This is a genomic window from Iodidimonas sp. SYSU 1G8, from assembly GCF_039655775.1.
Taxonomy (GTDB): domain Bacteria; phylum Pseudomonadota; class Alphaproteobacteria; order SMXS01; family SMXS01; genus RI-34.
Genome location: NZ_JBBYXJ010000001.1, coordinates 1,073,703 through 1,094,028 on the forward strand (window position 1 = coordinate 1,073,703; position 20,326 = coordinate 1,094,028).

The following is a 20,326-nucleotide window of genomic DNA, read 5'->3' on the forward strand; positions in this document are numbered from 1 at the left end:
CTCTGACAGGCCTCATCCCGCGTGCGTGACATGATCGCATCGGATACTCTCCAACTCGTTTGACACCGCTGCCCGCATGGCACTACAGGTGTCATAAATCTGTAACATTTGGGGACGGACCATTCGTCAGATCGCGGCATTGCCCTATCGGACTGTTGGCGGCGCACTGGATGCACCGGTCAACATTCTGTTGGTAACATCCCGCGAGACCAAGCGCTGGGTCCTGCCCAAGGGCAATCTGGTCACTGGTCTGTCCGATCATGCCTCGGCGGCTCACGAGGCCGAGGAAGAAGCCGGCGTGCGCGGCGCGGCCTGTCCGACACCGATCGGCACGTACCGCTACCGCAAGAAGCGGCGCAACGGCGCATCGCTCATGGTGGATGTCGCCGTGTTTCCCATCGCGGTCACCAACGAACTTGACGAGTGGAAAGAACAGGACTGGCGCGAGCGGCGCTGGTTCTCACTGTCCGCTGCCGCAGACGCAGTGGACGAGCCGGATCTCAAGCTTCTCATCCGTAATTTCAGGGCCAGCGACATTGAGCGGGAAATGCAATCCGGCTTCTCGCTGGGCAATGCCTGGAAACAAAAAAAAGGATTCAGGATGTTCCACTGGTTTCAGGAATTGCTGCCCAAACAGGGCAATTTCTTCGGCCTGTTCGAGGCCCACGCGGTCACGTTGACCGCGGGCAGCGATGCCCTCGTGCGCCTGTTGCAGGGCGGCGCGGGAATGGCCGACCACATCCGCGAGATCACCGAACGCGAGAACGAAGCCGACGACATCATCCGCGAGGTCCTGCACACGGTCCGCCGGACCTTCCTGACGCCTTTCGACCGCAGCGCCATCATCAGCCTGATCGGCTCGATGGACGACGCTATCGACCAGATGTACCAGACCGCCAGCGCCATCGATCTCTACGAGGTGAAGGAATTCGACCAGGAGATGAAGGACATGGCGGCGATCATCGTCGATGCCGCGCGCGTCACCGCCGAAGCCCTGCCCCTGCTGCGCAATATCAGCGCCAATGCGCCGCGCCTGCACGAGTTGACCGAACGGCTGGTACGCATGGAGGGTCAGGCCGACCAGATCCACGCGGCCGGACTGAAGGCGCTGTTCAAGGCCCATGGCGAGAGCAACACGCTGCGCTTTATCGTCTCCCGTGAAATCTACAGCCATCTCGAAAGGGTCGTCGACCGCTTCGAGGACGTGGCCAACGAGATCGACGGTCTCGTCATCGATCACGCCTGACGATCGCCCTCCATGACCACGACCCAGATTGCGCTGCCCTGGCTGATCGCGCTCATTGCGCTCGCCCTGGCGTTCGACTTCCTCAACGGCCTGCATGACGCGGCCAACTCCATCGCCACCGTCGTGTCGACCCGGCTGCTGTCGCCGGTTCATGCGGTGGTGTTCGCCGCCTTCTTCAATTTCGCCGCCTACTGGGTGTTCGGCCTGAAGGTTGCCGAGACCGTGGGTAAAGGCATCATCGACAAGGACATCGTCGATCCGCAGGTGATCTTCGGGGCGCTCGTCGGCGCCATGTTCTGGAATCTGGTCACCTGGTGGCGCGGTATCCCGTCATCGTCCAGCCACGCGCTGATAGGCGGTCTGATCGGCGCCGGCCTGTTGCGGGCCGGGCTGGACGGAATCATGTGGCCGGGCGTCATCAAGACCGCGTCGGCCATCGTGCTGTCGCCCATGATGGGCCTGTTCCTCTCCATGTTTCTGATCCTGATGACGTCATGGCTGTTCATGCGCGCCACGGCGAAATCCGCCGAGGGAATTTTCCGCAAGGTGCACCTGCTCTCATCCGCGGCCTATTCGCTGGGCCACGGCGCCAATGACGCGCAGAAGACCATGGGCATCATCACCGTGCTGCTCTACTCGCAGGGCATGCTCCAGGGTGAGTTTCACGTGCCGGGCTGGGTTGTCCTGAGCTGCTATGTCGCCATCTCGCTCGGCACGCTCTCGGGTGGCTGGAAGATCATCGAGACCATGGGCACGAGGATCACCAAGCTTTCGCACCATCAGGGCTTCTGCGCCTCGGCGGGCGGCTCGGTCATGCTGTTCGCCGCCACGGCGTTCGGCATTCCTGTCTCGACGACCCACACCATCACCGGCTGCGTCGTCGGCGTGGGCGCGGCCCGGCGCGCCTCGGCGGTGCGCTGGAGCGTGGCCGGCAACATCGTGGTCGCGTGGCTCGTCACCATCCCCGCGTCGGCCGCGGTAGGCGCCCTGTTCTACTGGCTCACCACATTGATCTGAGCCATCCGGACCCTTTGACGCGCGAGTGTGTTATCCTCGGGCGTCAATCAAGGGAGCACCGATGCAGATCGACCAGGAACCCGTGAAGCCGGGCAGTCTCGCACTGCGCGGCCTGATACTACCGGTCTGCGGCTCGGCGCTCGTCGCGCTGGGCGTGGGTATGACTTATGCCTGCGGCCCGGTGCCCGGCATCGGCCTTCTGGCCGCGCCCGCTCTCGCGGCGGTCGGCGCGGTCGGAGGGCCGGAGCGCAAGCTGTCCTCGCGTTTCTTGCTCGGGGCCGTTTCGACCGCGCTCAATCTCCTCGTCATGCTCATGTTGCAAACCGCGTTCTCGTGGAAATCCTGCGGCTATCTGTAATCATGGCGTGACCGCCGTGACCGGCGGTGCCTCCGAAGGCTTCGGCCGATGGTCCCGCGCGATCAGGCTGTAGGCCGTCGGCAGCACGAACAGGGTGAACAGCGTGCCGACCAGCATGCCCGTCACCACCACCAGACCGATGGCGAAGCGGCTGGACTCGCCGGCACCCGCCGCCGACAGCAGCGGCAGCAGACCGGCAACCATGGCCGCCGTCGTCATCAGCACCGGACGCATGCGTACCGCCGCCGCCCGCTGGATGGCCTCAAGCCGGCCCAGCCCCTCGCGCGCCTGCAGTTCGTTGGCGAAGGTCACCATCAGGATGCCATGCTTGGAGATCAGGCCGATCAGGGTCACCAGACCGATCTGCGTGTAGATGTTCAGCGTGACGAACCCCAGATAGAGCGGCGCCAGCGCCCCGCACACCGCCAGCGGCACGGTCACCAGGATGACCAGCGGATCGCGGAAGGATTCGAACTGGGCCGCGAGCACCAGGAAGATCACCACCAGCGCGAACAGGAAGGACACGGTCAGCCGGTTGCCCTCCTCCACGTACTGACGCGCGTCGCCCATCCAGTCGATGGAACTGCCGCGCGGCAGCTCCTGCGCCTTCAGGAAATCCACCGCCTGTCCCATGGTCACGCCCGGCGCCAGCACGCCCGAAAGGGTCGCACTGTTCATCTGGTTGAACTGGGGCAGCCGGTTCGCCTGAGGCCGCATCTCGATCCGCGTGACGGTGGACAGCGGCGCCAGCTCGCCCGAGCCGGTGCGAACGTAGTAGTGGCCCAGACGGTCGGGCGTCACGCGGTCGGCCTGCGGCACCTGGGTGATGACGTCATAGGACCGGTCGAAATAGTTGAAGCGGTTGATGTAGTTCTCGCCCACCAGCACCGCGAGCGTCTGGGCGATCTCGTCCATGGACACGCCCATTTCGGCCGCCTTCGCGCGGTCGATCTCGATCCGCGCCTCGGGACTGTCGAACGCCAGGTCGCTGTCGACGAAGGCGAACAGACCACTCTTCCAGGCCTCGCCCTTGATCCGCTCCATGGCCGCATGGATGGCATGAAAGTCCTCGGTGGAGCGCAGCGCCATCTGCACCGGCAGGCCGCCGGTCGACGCGGGCAATGCCGCAGGCTGGAAGGCGGCCGTGAAGACGCCGTCGATGGACGCGGCGCGCGTGTTCAGCTCGGCCTGCACGTCGTCGGCGCTGCGCTCGCGGTCCTGCCATTCGCTGAGGATCACGCCGCCGAAGCCGTTATTGACGCCGTCGGTCCCGTTATCGAACCAGCTTCCGGTATACTCAGGCAGACTGCGGAACAGGGTTTCGACCTGTTTGCTGTAGCGCTCCGTGTAGCCGATGCCCGCATATTGCGGCGCCTTGATCTGGGTGAACACGTAGCCCTGGTCCTCGCCGGGCGCCAGTTCGCGCTGGGCGCCCTGGAAGAACACCACGATCGCCGGCAGCACGGCGATGCCCACCAAAAGTACCGCCGCCGGCGCTGCCAGGGTATGTCCCAGAAGCCGTTCATAGGAGCGGGTCAGCGACGACATGGTGTGTTCCACCTTGCGCGCGAGCCGCCCCTCGCCGGTCGCCGAGGACAGCAGCCGCGCGCTCATCATGGGCGACAGCGTCAGCGCGATGATGCCCGAGACGATCACCGCCCCCGCCAGGGTGAAGGCAAACTCGCGGAACAGCGCGCCGGTCAGGCCGCCCATCAGGCCAATGGGCGCATAGACGGCCGCCAGGGTAATGGTCATGGCGATGACCGGCGAGACGATCTCCCGCGCGCCCACCAGCGCCGCGTCAAACGGCTTCATGCCCTCTTCGATATGCCGGTGGATGTTCTCGACCACCACGATCGCGTCGTCGACGACGAGGCCGATGGCCAGCACCATGGCCAGCAGGGTCAGCAGGTTGATGGACAGGCCAAGCGCGAGCATCAGCGCCGCCGTGCCCACGAGCGACAGCGGAATGGTGACCACCGGGATCAGCACAGCCCGAAGCGAGCCCATGAACAGGAAGATCACGACGATGACGATGAACACCGCCTCGACCAGCGTCCAGATCACCTCGTCGATGGCCGCGTTGACGAAGTGGGCCACGTCGAACTGGTTGACCACGGTCAGACCCGGGGGCGCCACGCGCTGCATGTCGGCGATGCGCGCCTTTGCTTCACGAACGATATCCAGCGGATTGCCGTCCGGCGTCGGCTGAACGGAGATGGTGATCGACCGCTTGCCATCCGTGAAGGCGCTGGCATCGTAGTTCTGGCCGCCGATTTCCACGGTGGCCACGTCTCTCAGATGCACGAGGCCGTCGGCGCTGGTCTTGATGACCATGTCGCCGAACTGGCTGACATCGGTCACGTCCGTGGCCGCGCTGATGTTGACCACCGAATCCTGGCCCTTCAGCGTGCCCGGCGCGGCCTGCACATTGTTGGCGCGCAACGCGCCCGCCACGTCGCCGGCCGAAAGGCCGCGCGCCGCCATGCGTGCGGGATCGAGCCAGACGCGGATCGCCAGCGTCTGGCCGCCCGAGATTTCCGCCGAGGCGACGCCGGGAATGGCCGTCAGCATGGGCTGCGCGACACGGCTGGCGAAATCGGTGATGCGCGGCACCGGCAAGGTCTCGCTGACGAAGGCGATGTACTGGATCGCCGACGCGCCATCGGTCACTTTGGTGATGACCGGATCGTTGGCGCCCTCGGGCAGCCGGTAGCTGACCTGCTGCACCTTGGCCAGCACCTCGGTCATGGCCCGGTCGGCGTCGGCGTTGAGCACCAGCTTGGCTTTCACTTGGCTGCGGCCGGCCGACGAGACCGACGTGAGGTAGTCGATGCCGTTGGCCGTGGCGATGGCCTGGGCGATCGGCGTGGTCACGAAACCCTGCATGACCGTCTGGTTCGCGCCCGGATAGGACGTGTCCACCACGATGGTGGCGCTCTCCAGATTGGGGTACTCCCGCAGCGGCAGCGACAGGAACGCGCTGACGCCCGCGAGCAGGATGCTCAGGCTGACCACGATGGACAACACCGGGCGGCGGATGAACAGATCGGTGAACCGCATGGGCTCAGCCCTCGCCCGGCGCGCCGGAGAGACGCACCTTCTGGCCCGGCATGATGCGGATCTGGCCGGTGGTCACCACCGTGTCGCCCGGCTGCAGGCCGGCATCGATGACGACGTCGTCGCCGACGCGCCGGCCGGCGGTCACGCTGGCGACGGTCGCGGTGCCGACCTTACGCGCGTCGATGTCCCGGACCACGACCACACTGTCGCCCATGGCCGAGGTCATGATCGCCGTCGCCGGCACCACCAGCCGGTCCGGCTCCGGCGGCAGGGCGACAGCCACCTTCACATACATGCCGGGGCGCAGCGCGCCGTCCGCGTTGGGCAGCACCGCTTGCACCGTAACGTTGCGGGTATTGTCGCTGATACGCGGCTCGACCGCGCTGACCTTGGCCGTGAAACTGCGGCCCGGCCACGCGTCGGACAGCACGGTCACATCCGCGCCCGGCCGCAGCAGACCGAGGCTTTGTTGCGGCACGGTGAAGTTGGCGTGCAGCTCGCCCAGGCTGGTCAGGGTCACCACCGTCTCGCCCGGCGAAAGGTACTGGCCCAGATTGACCCGGCGCAGACCGATCTCGCCCGCGAAGGGCGCGCGGATGGTCTTCTGGGCGATGCGCGCGTCCAGCTGGCGGATCGCCGCCTCGGCCCGGTCGCGCTCGGCCCGGCGCTGGTCGAGCAGCGACTTGGAAACCGCGCCGCCGGGCGCCAGCGCCTCGGCGCGCGAGAACTGGTTGCGGGCCAGGGCCGCGTCGGCCTGGGCGGCGGCCCGGTCGGCCTGCTCGGGCGCGTCGTAAAGCTGGATCAGGGGTTGCCCGGCGCGCACCGTGTCGCCCGCTTCGAAATGGATGGCGACGACTCGTCCCGCCACTTCCGGCGATACCATCAGCTGCCGCACCGCTTCCAGGGTGCCGATCGCCTCGAGGGTCGCGGGCATGGCGCGCGGCATCACCTGCATGGCCGAGACCGGCAATGGCGGCGCCGCGGGCGGGGCGGACGGCGCGGTGCGAATCATCCGCCAGCCGAAAATGCCGGCGAGTAGCAGCACGAGGACGACCGCCGTGACCGCGACCGGCTTCCAGGCGCGCGGCCCCGAGGTGCTGGAAGCCTGCGGATTCCGGGCATTGGAGCGAGATTGATCGGGATCGGTCGTCTGGAGCATTGTCGGCTTTCCTTGCAACTGGCGCGGCATACCGCCGCAAGCTTGCCCGCGCAAGCCGACACCGTCTATAAGACCTCAAGTATGGTTTAGGTCAAGGTTTTTGCATGGCTCCGACACCGAAGGTGACACAGACCCGGTTGCTGACCGTCGGGGAAGTCGCCGCGCGCAGCGGCGTGCCCGTCTCGACCCTGCATTTCTGGGAGAGCAAGGGCCTGCTGCACAGCCTGCGCAGCGGCGGCAACCAGCGCCGCTACGAGCGCGGCGTGCTGCGGCGGGTCGCGGTGATCCGCGTCGCCCAGCGTGCCGGCGTCCCGCTGGCCGCGATCCGCGCCACCTTCGACACCCTGCCCCAGGGCCGCGCCCCGGACATGGCCGACTGGCAGGCCTTCTCCACCACCTGGCGCAACGAGCTCGACCAGCGCATCGCCGAACTGGGCCGCCTGCGCGACCAGATCGACCAGTGCATCGGCTGCGGCTGCCTGTCGCTGGGCGACTGCCCGCTGCGCAATCCGGACGACACCCTGGCCGGCGAAGGCCCCGGCCCGCGCCTGCTCATGGAGCGCGGCGACTGACGGAACCAGGCCGCGCTGAAGCCGGTCAACTGACCCGGCGACGGCATTCCGGACAGGTCACCCGCGCGTCGGTGCAGGCGACGTTTCCGGCCGGGACGAGGCTGCCGCAGAGCGTGTAGAAGGCGGGAATGGCCGACGGGCTGGCCTGCCGCTGGATGCATTGATGGATGTGGCCGTCGGCCATCGCGGTCAGGCGCGGCGCGGCCCTGCGGCGGCCGGGCGACAACCGCCGGCCGGTCGGGGCGCGAAAGGCGGCGATACAATTGCTGTGCATCATGACGATGTCCTTCTGGTACCGAGGCGCAGAGCCGCGTCGCTCTGGCCATTGGCCAGGGCCCGCACGCCGACGACCAGGGTATTGAGCGCCGCGGCGTCGCGCAGGGCTGCCTCGGGCACACCCGCGGCACGGGCGGCGCGCAGCAGCCGGGTGACGATTTCGGCGGTTTCCGGATCGGTTGGCCCGAGCGGGGCGCCGCTGCCTACATGCTGCAGGGCCCAGTCGGTCAGGAACTTTTCGGCACGTCGGTGCATGGCTCTCCTCATCCTTGAGGAAAATATGCCGCGCGGTGGCTGAAGGTTTTCTGAACGGCGATTTTGCGGCGGAAATCGGGCGATACCAAGGAGTGGTCGGGGAACTCCCGCCGGATCAGGACGTTGGACAGACGCAGTGGACGTCAGGTCTCTGTCGGCATTCATGACTGGAGGGGACCCCATGAAAACCACGCGATTCCATCTTTGCCTGATCGTGGGCACTGCGCTTTTGACCGGATGCGGCGACATGTCCATGCCGGGCGGCGGGAACGAGCCACCGCCGGTCACCGCGGCCGATCTGACGGCCGCCGCGCCCGATGCCGGCGTCAAGGCGTTCTATGGCCAGCGGCAATGGGCGCCGGCCTGGTCGCGCAAGGCCGAGGAGACGCTGAAGGCCGCCATCGACGCCCGCGCGGCGCATGGCCTCGACCAGATGGCGCTCTGGCCGGACCTGAACGGCCGCTCGCCGGCCGAGCGCGAGGCGCTGCTGACCGGAGCCGCGCTCCGCTACGCAGGCGCGCTCGCCAATGGCGCAGCCGACCCGGCAAGCCTGTACGAGGTCTATACGCTCAAGGGTCCCGACACCAATGTCGCCGCCGGCCTGCAGCAGGCGCTGACCGACGGGAAACTGGCGGACTGGCTGAACGGGCTCGCGCCCCGGACGCCGGAATACAAGGCCTTGTCGCAGGCCTATCTGACGCAGCGCGAGGAAGCACAGGGCGCCCGCACCCAGGACATCGCGCCCGGCGAGGCGCTGAAGCCGGGCGCCGAGGATGCGCGCGTACCGGCGATCCGCGCGGCCCTGGCCGGTAATGGCTACCTGGCGTCCGCGTCGGGTACCGGCAATACCTACACGCCCGAGATCGCCAAGGCGGTCGAGGCGCTGCAGACCGATTTCGGCGTCACCGCCGACGGGGTAATCGGCCCCGATACGCTGGCCGTGCTGAACACCGGGCCGCAGGAGCGGGCGCGGGCGCTTGCCGTGTCCATGGAACGGATGCGCTGGCTGACGCGCACGCCTGCCGCCGACCGGATCGACGTGAACACGGCCGCCGGCGAGCTGCGCTATTTCAAGGGCGGCAAGGTCGCCGACAAGCGCAAGGTGATCACCGGCAAGCCGGGCAACGAGACGCCGCAGCTGGAATCGCCGATCTACCGCCTCGTCGCCAACCCGACCTGGACCATTCCCCGCTCCATCGAGCAGAAGGAGATGGCCAGCCGGGACGAAGAGTATTTCCGGCGCAACAACATCAGCCGCAACGCGGATGGCTGGCTGGTGCAGGAATCCGGTCCCGAGAACTCGCTCGGCCTGGTGAAGTTCGACATGCGCAACGAGCACGCCATCTACCTGCACGACACCAACGCCAAGCAGCTGTTCGACCGGCAGCAGCGCCAGCTGAGCCATGGCTGCGTGCGCGTGCATGACGCGCTCGGCTTCGCCGGCATGATCGCCGCCGCCGAAGGCGTCGAGAAGGAATGGGCCAAGGCCCGCGACTCCGGCAAGCAGAGCTTCGTCGCCCTGCCCCGCGAGATCCCCGCCCGGCTGATCTATCAGACCGTGCAGGTCGGCGAGGACGGCGAGATCCAGTACCGCACCGACCCCTATGGCTGGGACGACGCGGTGGAGAAAGCCCTGGGCTTCACGCCGGTCAGCCGCAACCGGTTCCGCACCGATGTGGAGGATACCGGCCCGTAAGGCCGGCTGTCAGGAAGGTTACAAATGGCTGCCCGGCGGAACTTTCGCCGCCGGGCAGCCTTCACCTGTTACCGAACATCAGCCCAAGGTGAGGAGCGCCGCCATGGACAACCCCTTCAATTACGATCTGTCGCGGCGAACCGTGCTGCAAGGCGCAGCGGTTTCCGTGGCGATGAGCGCCGTCCCGCTGGCCGCGAACGCCGCGGCATCGGCCAATAACGCCCAGCCATCCATGGCCAGCGTATCGTTCACCGTGAACGGCAAGGCCGAAACCTTGAAGCTGGACACGCGCACCGTCCTGCTGGACGCCCTGCGCGAGCATTTGCGCCTGACCGGCACCAAGAAGGGCTGCGATCACGGCCAGTGCGGTGCCTGCACGGTGATCGTCGAGGGCCGGCGGATCAATTCCTGCCTCAGCCTCGCCGTGATGCACGAGGGCGACAGCATCACCACCATCGAGGGTCTGGGCACGCCGGACGCGCTGCATCCCATGCAGGCGGCGTTCGTGAAGCATGACGGGTACCAGTGCGGCTATTGCACGCCGGGTCAGATCTGCTCCGCCGTCGCCGTGCTGGACGAGATCAAGGCCGGCATTCCCAGCCATGTCACCGCCGACCTCGGCGCCGCGCCGTCCGTGACCGGCGACGAGCTGCGCGAGCGCATGAGCGGCAACATCTGCCGCTGCGGCGCCTATTCCAACATCGTCGAGGCGATCACCGAAGTGTCGGGAGGCGCGGCATGAAGCCCTTCAGCTATCAGCGCGCCCAATCCGCCGAGGAAGCCGCCGCGTCGGCCGCCCGCATGCCCGGCGCCCGCTTCATCGCCGGCGGCACCAATCTGCTCGACCTGATGAAGCTGCAGATCGAGACGCCGGTGCATTTGATCGATGTCAACGGCATGGGGTTCGACAGCATCGAGCCGACCGAAGAGGGTGGCCTGCGCGTCGGCGCGCGGGTGCGCAACACCGATCTGGCCGCCGACAGTCGGGTGCGCCGCGACTATGGCGTGCTGGCGCGCGCCCTGCTGGCCGGCGCGTCGGGCCAGCTGCGCAACAAGGCGACCACGGCGGGCAATCTGCTGCAGCGGACCCGCTGCCCCTATTTCTACGACACCGCCCAGGCCTGCAACAAGCGCGCGCCGGGCAGCGGCTGCGCCGCGCTGGGCGGGATCAGCCGCCAGCACGCCATCATGGGCACCAGCGAGGCGTGCATCGCCACCCATCCCAGCGACATGGCCGTGGCCATGCGGGCGCTGGACGCCACCGTCGAGACCATGCAGGCGGACGGCACGGCGCGCAGCATCCCCATCGCCGACTTCCACCGTCTGCCGGGCGACACGCCCCATGTGGAGACGACGCTGGCGCAGGGCGAGCTGATCACCGCCGTGACCCTGCCGAAACCGGCCGGCGGCACGCACATCTACCGCAAGGTCCGCGACCGGGCGTCCTATGCCTTCGCGCTGGTCTCAGTGGCCGCCATCGTCCAGCGGGACGGCAGCGGCCGCGTCGCCGTCGGCGGCGTGGCGCACAAGCCGTGGCGCGTCGAGTCCGCCGAGCAGGAAATGCCGCGCGGCGCAAAAGCCGTCGCCGGCGCACTGCTGGCCGGCGCGCGCACCACCGAACACAACGCGTTCAAGCAGCCGCTGGTCGAGCGCACGCTCGCCTCCGTGCTGGCCGAAGCGAAGGGCTGAGCCATGAAGTTCGACACTCCCGCGACGCAGAATCCCATCGACCGCCTGCAGGTGATAGGCAAGGCCACCGACCGCATCGACGGTCCGCTGAAAACCACTGGGACCGCGCCTTACGCCTATGAGCGGCACGATGTCATCGCCGGCCAGGTCTATGGCCACGTGGTCCCCGCCGGCATCGCCAAGGGCCGCATCGTCTCCATGGATCTGACCAAGGCCAAGGCCGCGCGCGGCGTGCTGGCCATCGTCACCGCCGCGAACGCGGGTACGCTGGGCAAGGGCCGGATGAACACCGCCACGCTGTTGGGCGGGCCCGAGATCGAGCATTACCATCAGGCCATCGCGCTGGTGGTCGCCGAGACCTTCGAGCAGGCGCGCGCCGCCGCCGAGCTGGTCAAGGTGGAGTACTCCAAGGCCGAGGGCAGCTATGACCTCGCCGCCGTGCGCGACACCGGCGTGAAGCCCGACGAAGGCACGCCCGACAGCGGCGCCGGCAATTTCGACGGCGGGTTCGCCGCCGCCGAGGTCAAGCTAGACCAGACCTACACCACCCCCGACCAGTCGCACGCCATGATGGAGCCGTTCGCCTCCATTGCCGCCTGGAACGGCGACGAGGTCACCATCTGGACCTCCAACCAGATGATCGACTGGACGCGCGGCGACGTGGCCGCGACCCTGGGCATCCCCAAGGAAAAGGTGCGCATCGACTCGCCCTATATCGGCGGCGGTTTTGGCGGCAAGCTGTTCCTGCGCGCCGACGCGCTGCTGGCCGCGCTGGGCGCGCGCGCCGTGGGCAAGCCGGTGAAGGTCGCCCTCGCCCGTCCCATGATCTTCAACAACAGCACCCACCGCCCCGCCACCATCCAGCGCATCCGCATCGGCGCGGGGCGCGACGGCAGGATCAGGGCCATCGGCCATGAAAGCTGGTCGGGCAATCTGCCCGGCGGCGGCCCGGAAGTGGCGACCCAGCAGACCCGCCTGCTCTATGCCGGCCCCGACCGCATGACCCGCACCCGCGTCGCCCGGCTCGATTTGCCCGAAGGCAACGCCATGCGCGCGCCCGGCGAGGCACCCGGCCTGATGGCGCTGGAGATCGCCATGGACGAGATGGCCGAAAAGCTGGGCATGGACCCGGTCGCGTTCCGGGTGCTGAACGACACCCAGGTGGACCCGGAAAAGCCCGAGCGCCCCTTCTCCCAGCGCCAGCTGGTCAAGTGCCTGCGCGACGGCGCCGCCCGGTTCGGCTGGGACAAGCGCAACCCCAAGCCCGGTTCCGTGCGCGACGGACGCTGGCTCGTCGGCCTCGGCATGGCGGCGGCGATCCGCGGCAACCCGCTGATGAAATCCGCCGCGCGCGTGCGGCTGGGCAAGGACGGCGTGGTGACGGTGGAAACCGACATGACCGACATCGGCACCGGCAGCTACACCATCATCGCCCAGACCGCCGCCGAGATGATGGGCCTGCCGCTCGACAAGGTGGTGGTGAAGCTGGGCGATTCAGACTTCCCGGTCTCGGCCGGCTCGGGCGGCCAGTTCGGCGCCAACTGCTCCACCTCCGGCGTCTACGCCGCCTGCGTCAAGCTGCGCGAGGCGGTGACCCAGAAGCTGGGCTTCAATTCCGCCGACGCCGAGTTCACCGGCGGCCAGGTGCGATCGGGCAACCGCAGCGCCCCGCTGGCCGACGCCGCCCGCGACGGCGACCTGACCGGCGAGGACGCCATCGAATTCGCCGAACTGGAGGACAAGTACGAGCAGCAGACCTTCGCCGGCCATTTCGTGGAAGTGGCCGTCGACGCCGCCACCGCCGAGATCCGCGTGCGCCGCATGCTGGCCGTGTGCGCCGCCGGGCGCATCCTCAACCCCAAATCCGCCCGCAGCCAGGTGATCGGCGGCATGACCATGGCCGTCGGCGCGGCGCTGATGGAGAAGCTGGAGGTCGACACCCGCCACGGCTTTTTCGTCAACCACGACCTGGCCGGATACGAAGTGCCCGTGCACGCCGACATCCCGCACCAGGAAGTGATCTTCCTCGAAGAGACCGACCCGATCTCCTCACCCATGAAGGCCAAGGGCGTCGGCGAGCTGGGAATCTGCGGCGTCGGCGCGGCGGTGGCCAACGCGGTCTACAACGCCACGGGGGTGCGGGTGCGGGATTATCCGGTGACGCTGGACAAGCTGTTGGCGGGGATGCCGGAGATGGTTTGAAGGAGGAGCTAGTTTACGTCTAGGGCGTACCCTCTCTCACTTTCGACGCTATGGCGCTTGATGCCGCTTGGTGTTCTCAGCTGGCACGAACCTCTGGACGGCGTACACCCGTATCGTGTAGCGTGTATTGCGTATCCTGCAACACACTACGGCATATCTCCATGAATACAATCGGCTCCTACATTCGGGAACAGGTCATTCCGGAAGGAATGAGCGTAACCGATGCAGCACATAAGCTTGGCGTGGGGCGTCCAGCGCTCTCAAACTTGCTTAACGGCAGAGCGAAGCTCTCTCGAGATATGGCGCTCAAGCTGGAGCGGGCATTTGGCGCGAACGTAGAAGCGCTCCTCCATCTCCAATCCGAACTCGTTGGTGGAGGAGGCCTGGTTTCAGCACCCTCGACGTCGAATAATTCTCGAAACTCAGGATTTTTCAGGATCACTTCGCTGGAGATAGAGGCTTGGGCTGAATCGATTTCGGCGCGGACCACGTTGCCTGTGCTGATACGCCGCCTGATCTGCCTGGACGTGGAGAACACCGCGAAAGTCGAGTTTCTAGGTTATGATTCTGGTGAGCGTCAAGGGTGGGACGGCTTTACCGAGACAGTGAAGGCCGGCCGCCGAGTGCCAGCTGGGAAGACAGGATGGGAGCTTTCCAACTCAAACGACTTGCCCGCTAAACCCAATCGCGACATCCAAGCCCGCTTAACGCTTCCCAGAAGGGAACGGTCAAACACCAATTTCATTTTCGTCACCGGACAGAGATGGCCTGGTAAGACCGACTGGGCAAAGCGCCAACGTGCTCAGCAAGCTTGGCGTGAGGTTCGCGCCTATGACGCGGACGATATTGAGCAATGGCTCGAAGAGTCTGCTTCGGCGCAGATTTGGTTCATGCGCGAATTGGGACGTGACACCCAGGGCCTTCAACCCCTTAGCGAGAGCTGGCGGTCCTGGTGTGAGGCGACATCCCCGCGGCTGTCCCCTATGCTTTTTGACGACATGCTGAGCGTTCACCGCGCGAGCGTAGTCGATTGGGTCGAACAGCCTATTAGTCAGCCCCTGATCGTCGTTGCCGACTCAACAGCCGAGGCGCTTGCCTTCCTTTCTTTGGCCCTTCGAGACCATGACGGCAATGAGACTGCCGACTCTGACAGGGCAATCCTCATCACGTCACCTGACGCCGTGCAAAAGATTTGCAATGTAATGACCGATGCGCTCCTCGTCGTCGCCGATCACGAAACGGAGATGGCGATAGGTAGTTTTATCCATCGGCATCACCTGATAATTGTCCGCCCTCGTGCGAGCGGGGATCGCGTCGATATCGCACTCGAAGGTCCCAGCAGGGAGACTTTTGATAAAGCGCTCATCGAGATGTCCTTGGATGAAGTCTCACGCGATCGTCTACGGTACGAGTCAGGATTGTCGCTGACAATCATGCGCCGCCGACTAGCCGAAGCGCCCGCGCTCCGTCGACCGGACTGGGCGCAGAACAAAGCATTGCAACGTAAGCTCATGCCCATGCTGCTGGCTGGCGCCTGGAACCGCAGCGTTGAGGCCGATCGCATGCTCCTCCAAGAGCTCGCCGGCGGTAAGTCGGTTGACGATGTCGAGCAGGACCTCGTCGAACTCATTACGCTCGACGACACACCTATATGGGCCACCGACAACTACCGCGGCGTAATTTCGCGGAAGGACGCCCTATTTACTGCCGGCACCTCTCTTACCCAAGCAGATTTGGACCGCTTCTTCGAGGTGGCCGAGTTTATTCTGTCAGAAGACGATCCAGCTCTCGATTTGCCGCCGGAGGACCGCTGGAAATCAAATATCTTCGGTAAAAAACGGGAGATATCTGGTCCGATGCGGGATGCTGTCGGCGAAATGTTGGTGCTTCTCTCAGTCTATGGAGACCAAGTGCTGGGGCCACAGATCAATTCCGTGACAATTCGCGTAAACACGCTGGTTTCGAGATTGTTGCGGAATCGACCAGCGCGGAACTGGCTCTCGCAAGAGGCCGACCTGCCGCTGCTCGCCGAAGCTTCACCGCGCGCCTTCCTGGAGGCAATTCAAGCCGATCTCTCTTCCCAGAAACCTCAACTGCTGGACATGCTCCGTCCGGCGGGATCCGGACCGTTCGATAGCCCATCCCGCAGTGGACTGCTTTGGGCTCTCGAACTGCTGGCTTGGGACCCAGACTACCTCTTCTCGGTGGCCAGGATCCTAGGCCGCCTGAGTGAGGTAACGATTGACGACAACTGGGCCAATAGACCCGACGAAAGTCTGGGCTCTTTCGTTCGCGCTTGGTGGCCACAGACTGGAGCAGATATCGAACAACGTATTAAACTACTCGATTTACTTGCCCGAGAATTTCCGACCGCTGCGTGGAAAATCTGTAAAGCCCAGATCGATACGGGGCAAGACTTCGCATCTCTTAACCACCGACCGCGCTGGAGAACGCTCGAATTCGGGGCCTTCCGCACATCTCCAGAACTTCAAGATGGTGAAGAATTCCGTATGCGCCGCCATGCATTGGATCTGATGCTTGGCTGGCCGAGCATCGACATGATTCAGCTGGGCGATCTTATCGAAGCTTCGGCTGATCTGCCCACGAATGATCAGCGAAAGATTTGGGAGCGGGTTCAGGCGTGGATAGATAGCGGTGTAAGCGATTACGAGCGTGCTTCTCTGCGGGAGCGCATGCGTCGCTCAGTCTTGTCACGGCGAAACCGGCCCAAGACAAAACTCAGTAAAGTAGAAAAGCTTCGCAAGGCGGTCTTCGACAACCTGGCCCCGGCTGATCCTGTTGATCGACATCGGTGGCTGTTCGCCCAGCAATGGGTCGCAGAATCCGGCGACGACCTCTGGGACGATGGCTTCGATTATGAGAAGCACACCGCACACATCCAAACAATGCGCCGCTCGGCAATGGTCGAAATCAAGGAGGCCGGGGGGCTGGATGCAATTGGCCGGTTGCTGGAAAGCGTAGAAGCTTGGTGGCTTGTTGGGGGAATGCTTTGCGAGACGACACCTCCTGCGGAGCGTCCTGATCTTATTCAGTCGATCTTCGCCCGGGGGAGAAGTTCAGCCGAGCGCTCCTGGGGCGCTTGTTTGGAAGGAGCATTGCAAGCGCTAGACCAAACGGAGCGAGATGCGATTTTACGTACTATGATTGCAAATTTGAGCGATGGCGAAACGTTAGTTTTGTTCAAATCTGCACCTTTCAACAACCAGACTTGGCAACTCCTCGGCGAACTCCGCTCGGATCTCGAGCCGATATATTGGCGTGAGATTCAGGCGGCCGCGTGGCAGCACAGCGAGGCGGAAATCAACTTCATGGTGGAACGATTGCTAGACGCCGAACGTGCGATTTCGGCGTTCAATGCAGTATCGTTTGCTTTTGGGCGCCTTGACGGCACGATCCTCTCTAGGTTGATGAAAGCACTGTTGCGACCGTCGCCAGAGCTGAATGAAGCAGAGAAGTTAAATGCGGTTCGCGTTTCGGATGCGCTGGATGTGTTGGAAGCGGGTGGACATTGGTCGCAGGCCGAACTTGCTAGATTCGAGTACGTATTTATCAGCGCCCTATCGAACTCCCGCCACCGCATTCCGAACCTAGAAAAGCAAATCGAAGCGTCCCCTGCCGACTTCATCCATCTCATTTGCGCGCGATACCGTCGCGAGGACGATGGAGCGGATCCGCCTGAACTGAGAATCCCGGAGAATGTCGACAAACCCGCGTTGGTCAACCAAACTTACCGGGTACTCTCGATGCTCAAGCGCATCCCGGGTACGCGTCTTGACGGCACGGTCGACCCCACAGCGCTGATGGTGTGGCTTAGCAACGTGCGAGATCGTTTGAAACAAGTGGGCCGGGCTGAGGCCGGAGATGGTCAAATCGGTGAGCTGCTAGGCCGCTGCATGCCCGGTGCCGATGACATCTGGCCGAACGAAGCCGTGCGAGAAGCCCTTGAGGTTCATGGGAGCGATGCGCTTCTGGTAGGCATGCAAATCGGTGTTTTCAACAGTCGCGGGGCAACGTGGCGTGTCGCAGGGAGCATGCAAGAGCGTTCGCTGGCAGAACGATACAAGGAGTTCGGCCGGAAGCTACAGGCAGAGTATCCAACGAGCGCGCGCCTGCTGGAGAATATTGCTGAGATGTATGCTCGGCAAGCTGCGAGCTTCGATAACGAACATACAGTTCGTCGCCGCCTTCTTCTAAGTTAGGTATACATCACCGAGCTTACGGATAGGCCGCCCCGCACTCTCGGGAACAGTGAACCACCACGGCATGAGGTGTGTTGATAAGTCGTGCGATTTTCATCGCATGGCTTGAGCATTTGCAGTCGCCTCCCTCAATATCCGATTACGGCGATGAATTTTGAATGGGAATTCCTCACTCCATATCCGCATTCGTCAGCCCCACCACATCCGCCATCACCGGCCCGATCTCGTCGTTGATGACCAGGTCGGCGAGGCCGTCCAGTTCGGTGGGGTCGCGGTTCAGGATGACGAGGCCGGCGCCGTTCTGGTGGGCCATGATGGGGAAGCCGGCGGCGGGATAGACCACCAGCGACGAGCCGATGGCGAGGAACAGGTCGCAGTCCAGCGTGGCGTCGCGCGCGCGCATCATCTCGTCCTGCGGCATGGACTGGCCGAACGAGATGGTGGCGGTCTTCACCACGCCGCCGCAGTCGCATTCGGGCATCTGACCGTCCTCGTGCCAAGCCTGGCGCAAGGCGTCGATCTCATATCGGGTGCGGCACATCAGGCAGGTGGCATAGGTGGCGTTGCCATGCAGCTCGACGATGCGGTCGGCCGGAATGCCCGAGTGCTGGTGCAGATTGTCCACGTTCTGGGTGATGACGCGGCTGATCTTGCCGGTGCGCACCAGCTTGGCGATGGCCATGTGGCCCTTGTTGGGGCGGGCAGTCTCGAACGTGCCGTCGCTGTCGAACTTGCGCCGCCACGCCTCGCGCCGCACCTCGGCGCTGCGCATGTAATCCTCGAACTGGATCGGCTTGTTCTTCGTCCAATAGCCGCCGGGGCTGCGGAAGTCGGGAATGCCGGATTCGGTGCTGATGCCCGCGCCGGTGAACACGACGACGCGGCGCGCCTCGTCCAGCATGCGGCGCAGGGCGGCGCGCGCGTCGGTCATGGTCGGTGTCTCCCGCGATCGGTCATGGCGGCATTCTAGGAACGGAAGGCGGTCGCCGGAAGGGCAAACCGCCGCGCGGCGGCCCGGCGATGATGCAACCGGGGGTGGAAAAACGGCCGCGACCGCCTAAATCAGACTCCGGCAACGCAACGCACGGGATCATTCCACATGGCGAACGGCTGGGCGCGAGATGGCGCGGTTCAGGACCAGATCGACGACACGGTGAAGGACGCGGTCCTCAACGCCCGGGCGCGCATGCCCGCGGGCGAGAGCGAGACTCACTGCACCCTGTGCGGCGACGAGATTCCCGAAGGACGGCGCCAGGCGCTGCCCGGGGTGAAGACCTGCGTGCCGTGCCAGTCGTCGCGCGACCGCAAGCCGTCGGCCGGCTTCAACCGGCGCGGCAGCAAGGACAGCCAGCTGCGCTAGCGGCGGCTAGATCGTCCCCCGCGCCTTGAGCGCCGCGATCTCGCCCTCGCTCTTGCCCAGCAGCTCGCCATAGACCTCGTCATTGTGCGCGCCAAGCGGCTCGCCGACCCAGGCGACCTTGCCAGGCGTCGCGGACAGTTTCGGGAACACGTTCTGCATCCAGATGTTGGCGAAGTCCGGATGGGGCATGTGCACCAGCGCCTCGCGCGCCTTGAAGTGCGGGTCCGCCATCATGTCGGGCGCCTTGTAGATCTTGCCCGCCGGCACGCCGTTCGCCTCCATCAGCTCTTCCAGGTGCCGCGCCGGGAAATTCCGCGTCCACTCGCCGATCAGCGTGTCCAGCTCCTCCTGGTGCTGGCCGCGCGCCGTGTGAGTGGCATAGCGCGGATCGCTGGCCAGCTCGGGCCGGCCCATCGCCTCGCACAGGCGGCCGAACACGCTGTCCTGGTTGGCCGCGATCAGGATGTCGCCGTCGCTGGTGGGATAGACGTTGGAGGGCGACACGTTGGGCAGCACCGCGCCGGTGCGCTCGCGGATGAAGTTCGCCTCTGTGTATTCGGGCACGGTGGATTCCATCATGGCCAGCACCGCCTCGTAGATGGCGCTGTCGATCACCTGCCCGCGCCCGGTGACATGCCGCTGGTGCAGCGCCATCATGGCGCCCAGGCAGGCCATGGTGGCGGCCAGGGAATCGCCGATCGACAGGCCGACGCGCGACGGCGGCGTGCTGGGGTCGCCCGCCAGATTGCGCATGCCGCCCATGGCCTCGCCGATGGAGCCGTAGCCGGCGCGGCTGGAATAGGGGCCGGTCTGGCCATAGCCCGAGACCCGGATCATGATCAGGCCCGGATTGATGCGCGACAGCTCGTCATAGCCCAGGCCCCATTTCTCCAGCGTGCCGGCGCGGAAATTCTCGATCAGGAAATCGGCCTTGGCGACCAGCTCGCGCAGGATGTCCTGTCCGTCCGTCGTGCGCAGGTTGAGCGTCACCGACTTCTTGTTGCGGGCGATCACCGACCACCAGACCGGCTTGTTGCGGCCCCATTCGCGCATGGGGTCGCCCACGCCGGGCTGCTCGACCTTGATGACGTCCGCGCCATGATCGGCCATCAGCTGGCCGCAGAACGGGCCGGCGATCAGCTGTCCCAGTTCGATGACGCGCAGGCCCTTCAGGGCGCCGGTCGGCTGGCTCTCGGTCACGGGCTCGATCCTC

The 20,326-nt window shown here is 65.3% G+C and carries 16 protein-coding genes; 10 read left to right on the top strand and 6 right to left on the bottom strand.

Translation table 11 applies throughout. The features are described 5' to 3' along the window. The first annotated feature begins 121 nt into the window (after positions 1-121). The 3 genes from WJU17_RS05165 (at position 122) to WJU17_RS05175 (ending at position 2,621) form a co-directional block, all read left to right on the top strand. Positions 122-1,246, top strand: a complete 1,125-nt coding sequence (locus WJU17_RS05165) for a DUF47 family protein (protein ID WP_346327399.1) — start codon at positions 122-124, stop codon at positions 1,244-1,246. Between the two features lie 12 nt (positions 1,247-1,258). After that, a complete protein-coding gene (locus WJU17_RS05170) occupies positions 1,259-2,263 on the top strand; it encodes an inorganic phosphate transporter (RefSeq protein ID WP_346326266.1) in 1,005 nt (334 codons plus the stop codon). A gap of 61 nt (positions 2,264-2,324) precedes the next feature. Beyond that, positions 2,325-2,621, top strand: a complete 297-nt coding sequence (locus WJU17_RS05175) for a hypothetical protein (protein ID WP_346326267.1) — start codon at positions 2,325-2,327, stop codon at positions 2,619-2,621. Here WJU17_RS05175 and WJU17_RS05180 read toward each other — a convergent pair whose 3' ends face one another. Further along, positions 2,622-5,684, bottom strand: a complete 3,063-nt coding sequence (locus WJU17_RS05180) for an efflux RND transporter permease subunit (RefSeq protein ID WP_346326268.1) — start codon at positions 5,682-5,684, stop codon at positions 2,622-2,624. 4 nt (positions 5,685-5,688) lie between these two features. After that, the gene (locus WJU17_RS05185; RefSeq protein WP_346326269.1) at positions 5,689-6,843 is read right to left on the bottom strand and encodes an efflux RND transporter periplasmic adaptor subunit; all 1,155 of its coding nucleotides are present in this window, start codon (positions 6,841-6,843) and stop codon (positions 5,689-5,691) included. A gap of 104 nt (positions 6,844-6,947) precedes the next feature. Here WJU17_RS05185 and soxR point away from each other — a divergent pair, with 104 nt between their 5' ends. Then, positions 6,948-7,415 (top strand): redox-sensitive transcriptional activator SoxR, encoded by a 468-nt coding sequence (soxR, locus tag WJU17_RS05190; protein WP_346326270.1) that lies wholly within the window; start codon positions 6,948-6,950, stop codon positions 7,413-7,415. Positions 7,416-7,440: 25 nt separating this feature from the next. On the opposite strand, the gene WJU17_RS05195 is transcribed toward soxR, so the two are convergent. Both WJU17_RS05195 and WJU17_RS05200 read right to left on the bottom strand, forming a co-directional pair. Next, a complete protein-coding gene (locus WJU17_RS05195) occupies positions 7,441-7,692 on the bottom strand; it encodes a hypothetical protein (protein ID WP_346326271.1) in 252 nt (83 codons plus the stop codon). Next, entirely contained in the window at positions 7,689-7,946 is a 258-nt protein-coding gene (locus WJU17_RS05200; RefSeq protein WP_346326272.1) for a hypothetical protein, read from the bottom strand. Before WJU17_RS05200 ends, WJU17_RS05195 begins: the two co-directional genes overlap by 4 nt. Before the next feature lie 181 nt (positions 7,947-8,127). Between WJU17_RS05200 and WJU17_RS05205 the strand changes: the two genes are divergently transcribed. From WJU17_RS05205 to WJU17_RS05225, 5 genes are all read left to right on the top strand, one after another. Then, positions 8,128-9,642 carry a L,D-transpeptidase family protein gene (locus WJU17_RS05205; RefSeq protein ID WP_346326273.1) on the top strand — a complete coding sequence of 505 codons (1,515 nt, stop codon included), beginning with the start codon at positions 8,128-8,130 and terminating at the stop codon, positions 9,640-9,642. A 103-nt stretch (positions 9,643-9,745) separates the two neighbouring features. Further along, positions 9,746-10,384 (top strand): aldehyde dehydrogenase iron-sulfur subunit PaoA, encoded by a 639-nt coding sequence (paoA, locus tag WJU17_RS05210; RefSeq protein WP_346326274.1) that lies wholly within the window; start codon positions 9,746-9,748, stop codon positions 10,382-10,384. Further along, positions 10,381-11,331, top strand: a complete 951-nt coding sequence (locus WJU17_RS05215; RefSeq protein WP_346326275.1) for a xanthine dehydrogenase family protein subunit M — start codon at positions 10,381-10,383, stop codon at positions 11,329-11,331. The genes paoA and WJU17_RS05215 overlap by 4 nt, the downstream gene beginning before the upstream one ends. 3 nt (positions 11,332-11,334) lie before the next feature. Next, positions 11,335-13,533 carry an aldehyde oxidoreductase molybdenum-binding subunit PaoC gene (paoC, locus tag WJU17_RS05220; protein ID WP_346326276.1) on the top strand — a complete coding sequence of 733 codons (2,199 nt, stop codon included), beginning with the start codon at positions 11,335-11,337 and terminating at the stop codon, positions 13,531-13,533. Between the two features lie 161 nt (positions 13,534-13,694). Further along, complete coding sequence (locus WJU17_RS05225; protein ID WP_346326277.1) at positions 13,695-17,753, top strand: helix-turn-helix domain-containing protein; 4,059 nt, start codon at positions 13,695-13,697, stop codon at positions 17,751-17,753. 169 nt (positions 17,754-17,922) lie between these two features. On the opposite strand, the gene WJU17_RS05230 is transcribed toward WJU17_RS05225, so the two are convergent. Then, positions 17,923-18,684, bottom strand: a complete 762-nt coding sequence (locus tag WJU17_RS05230; RefSeq protein WP_346326278.1) for a Sir2 family NAD-dependent protein deacetylase — start codon at positions 18,682-18,684, stop codon at positions 17,923-17,925. Positions 18,685-18,852: 168 nt separating this feature from the next. Here WJU17_RS05230 and WJU17_RS05235 point away from each other — a divergent pair, with 168 nt between their 5' ends. Beyond that, on the top strand, positions 18,853-19,113 hold the full coding sequence (locus WJU17_RS05235) for a DksA/TraR family C4-type zinc finger protein (RefSeq protein WP_346326279.1): 261 nt from the start codon (positions 18,853-18,855) through the stop codon (positions 19,111-19,113). Positions 19,114-19,119: 6 nt separating this feature from the next. On the opposite strand, the gene WJU17_RS05240 is transcribed toward WJU17_RS05235, so the two are convergent. After that, on the bottom strand, positions 19,120-20,313 hold the full coding sequence (locus WJU17_RS05240; RefSeq protein WP_346326280.1) for a CaiB/BaiF CoA-transferase family protein: 1,194 nt from the start codon (positions 20,311-20,313) through the stop codon (positions 19,120-19,122). Between the last annotated feature and the right edge of the window lie 13 nt (positions 20,314-20,326).

Bases quoted from the DNA above. Each gene is read 5' to 3' on its own strand.
- WJU17_RS05170 (WP_346326266.1), top strand. From the start codon at position 1,259: ATGACCACGACCCAGATTGCGCTGCCCTGGCTGATCGCGCTCATTGCG.
- WJU17_RS05175 (WP_346326267.1), top strand. From the start codon at position 2,325: ATGCAGATCGACCAGGAACCCGTGAAGCCGGGCAGTCTCGCACTGCGC.
- WJU17_RS05180 (WP_346326268.1), bottom strand. From the start codon at position 5,684: ATGCGGTTCACCGATCTGTTCATCCGCCGCCCGGTGTTGTCCATCGTG.
- WJU17_RS05185 (WP_346326269.1), bottom strand. From the start codon at position 6,843: ATGCTCCAGACGACCGATCCCGATCAATCTCGCTCCAATGCCCGGAAT.
- soxR (WP_346326270.1), top strand. From the start codon at position 6,948: ATGGCTCCGACACCGAAGGTGACACAGACCCGGTTGCTGACCGTCGGG.
- WJU17_RS05195 (WP_346326271.1), bottom strand. From the start codon at position 7,692: ATGATGCACAGCAATTGTATCGCCGCCTTTCGCGCCCCGACCGGCCGG.
- WJU17_RS05200 (WP_346326272.1), bottom strand. From the start codon at position 7,946: ATGCACCGACGTGCCGAAAAGTTCCTGACCGACTGGGCCCTGCAGCAT.
- WJU17_RS05205 (WP_346326273.1), top strand. From the start codon at position 8,128: ATGAAAACCACGCGATTCCATCTTTGCCTGATCGTGGGCACTGCGCTT.
- paoA (WP_346326274.1), top strand. From the start codon at position 9,746: ATGGACAACCCCTTCAATTACGATCTGTCGCGGCGAACCGTGCTGCAA.
- WJU17_RS05215 (WP_346326275.1), top strand. From the start codon at position 10,381: ATGAAGCCCTTCAGCTATCAGCGCGCCCAATCCGCCGAGGAAGCCGCC.
- paoC (WP_346326276.1), top strand. From the start codon at position 11,335: ATGAAGTTCGACACTCCCGCGACGCAGAATCCCATCGACCGCCTGCAG.
- WJU17_RS05225 (WP_346326277.1), top strand. From the start codon at position 13,695: ATGAATACAATCGGCTCCTACATTCGGGAACAGGTCATTCCGGAAGGA.
- WJU17_RS05230 (WP_346326278.1), bottom strand. From the start codon at position 18,684: ATGACCGACGCGCGCGCCGCCCTGCGCCGCATGCTGGACGAGGCGCGC.
- WJU17_RS05235 (WP_346326279.1), top strand. From the start codon at position 18,853: ATGGCGAACGGCTGGGCGCGAGATGGCGCGGTTCAGGACCAGATCGAC.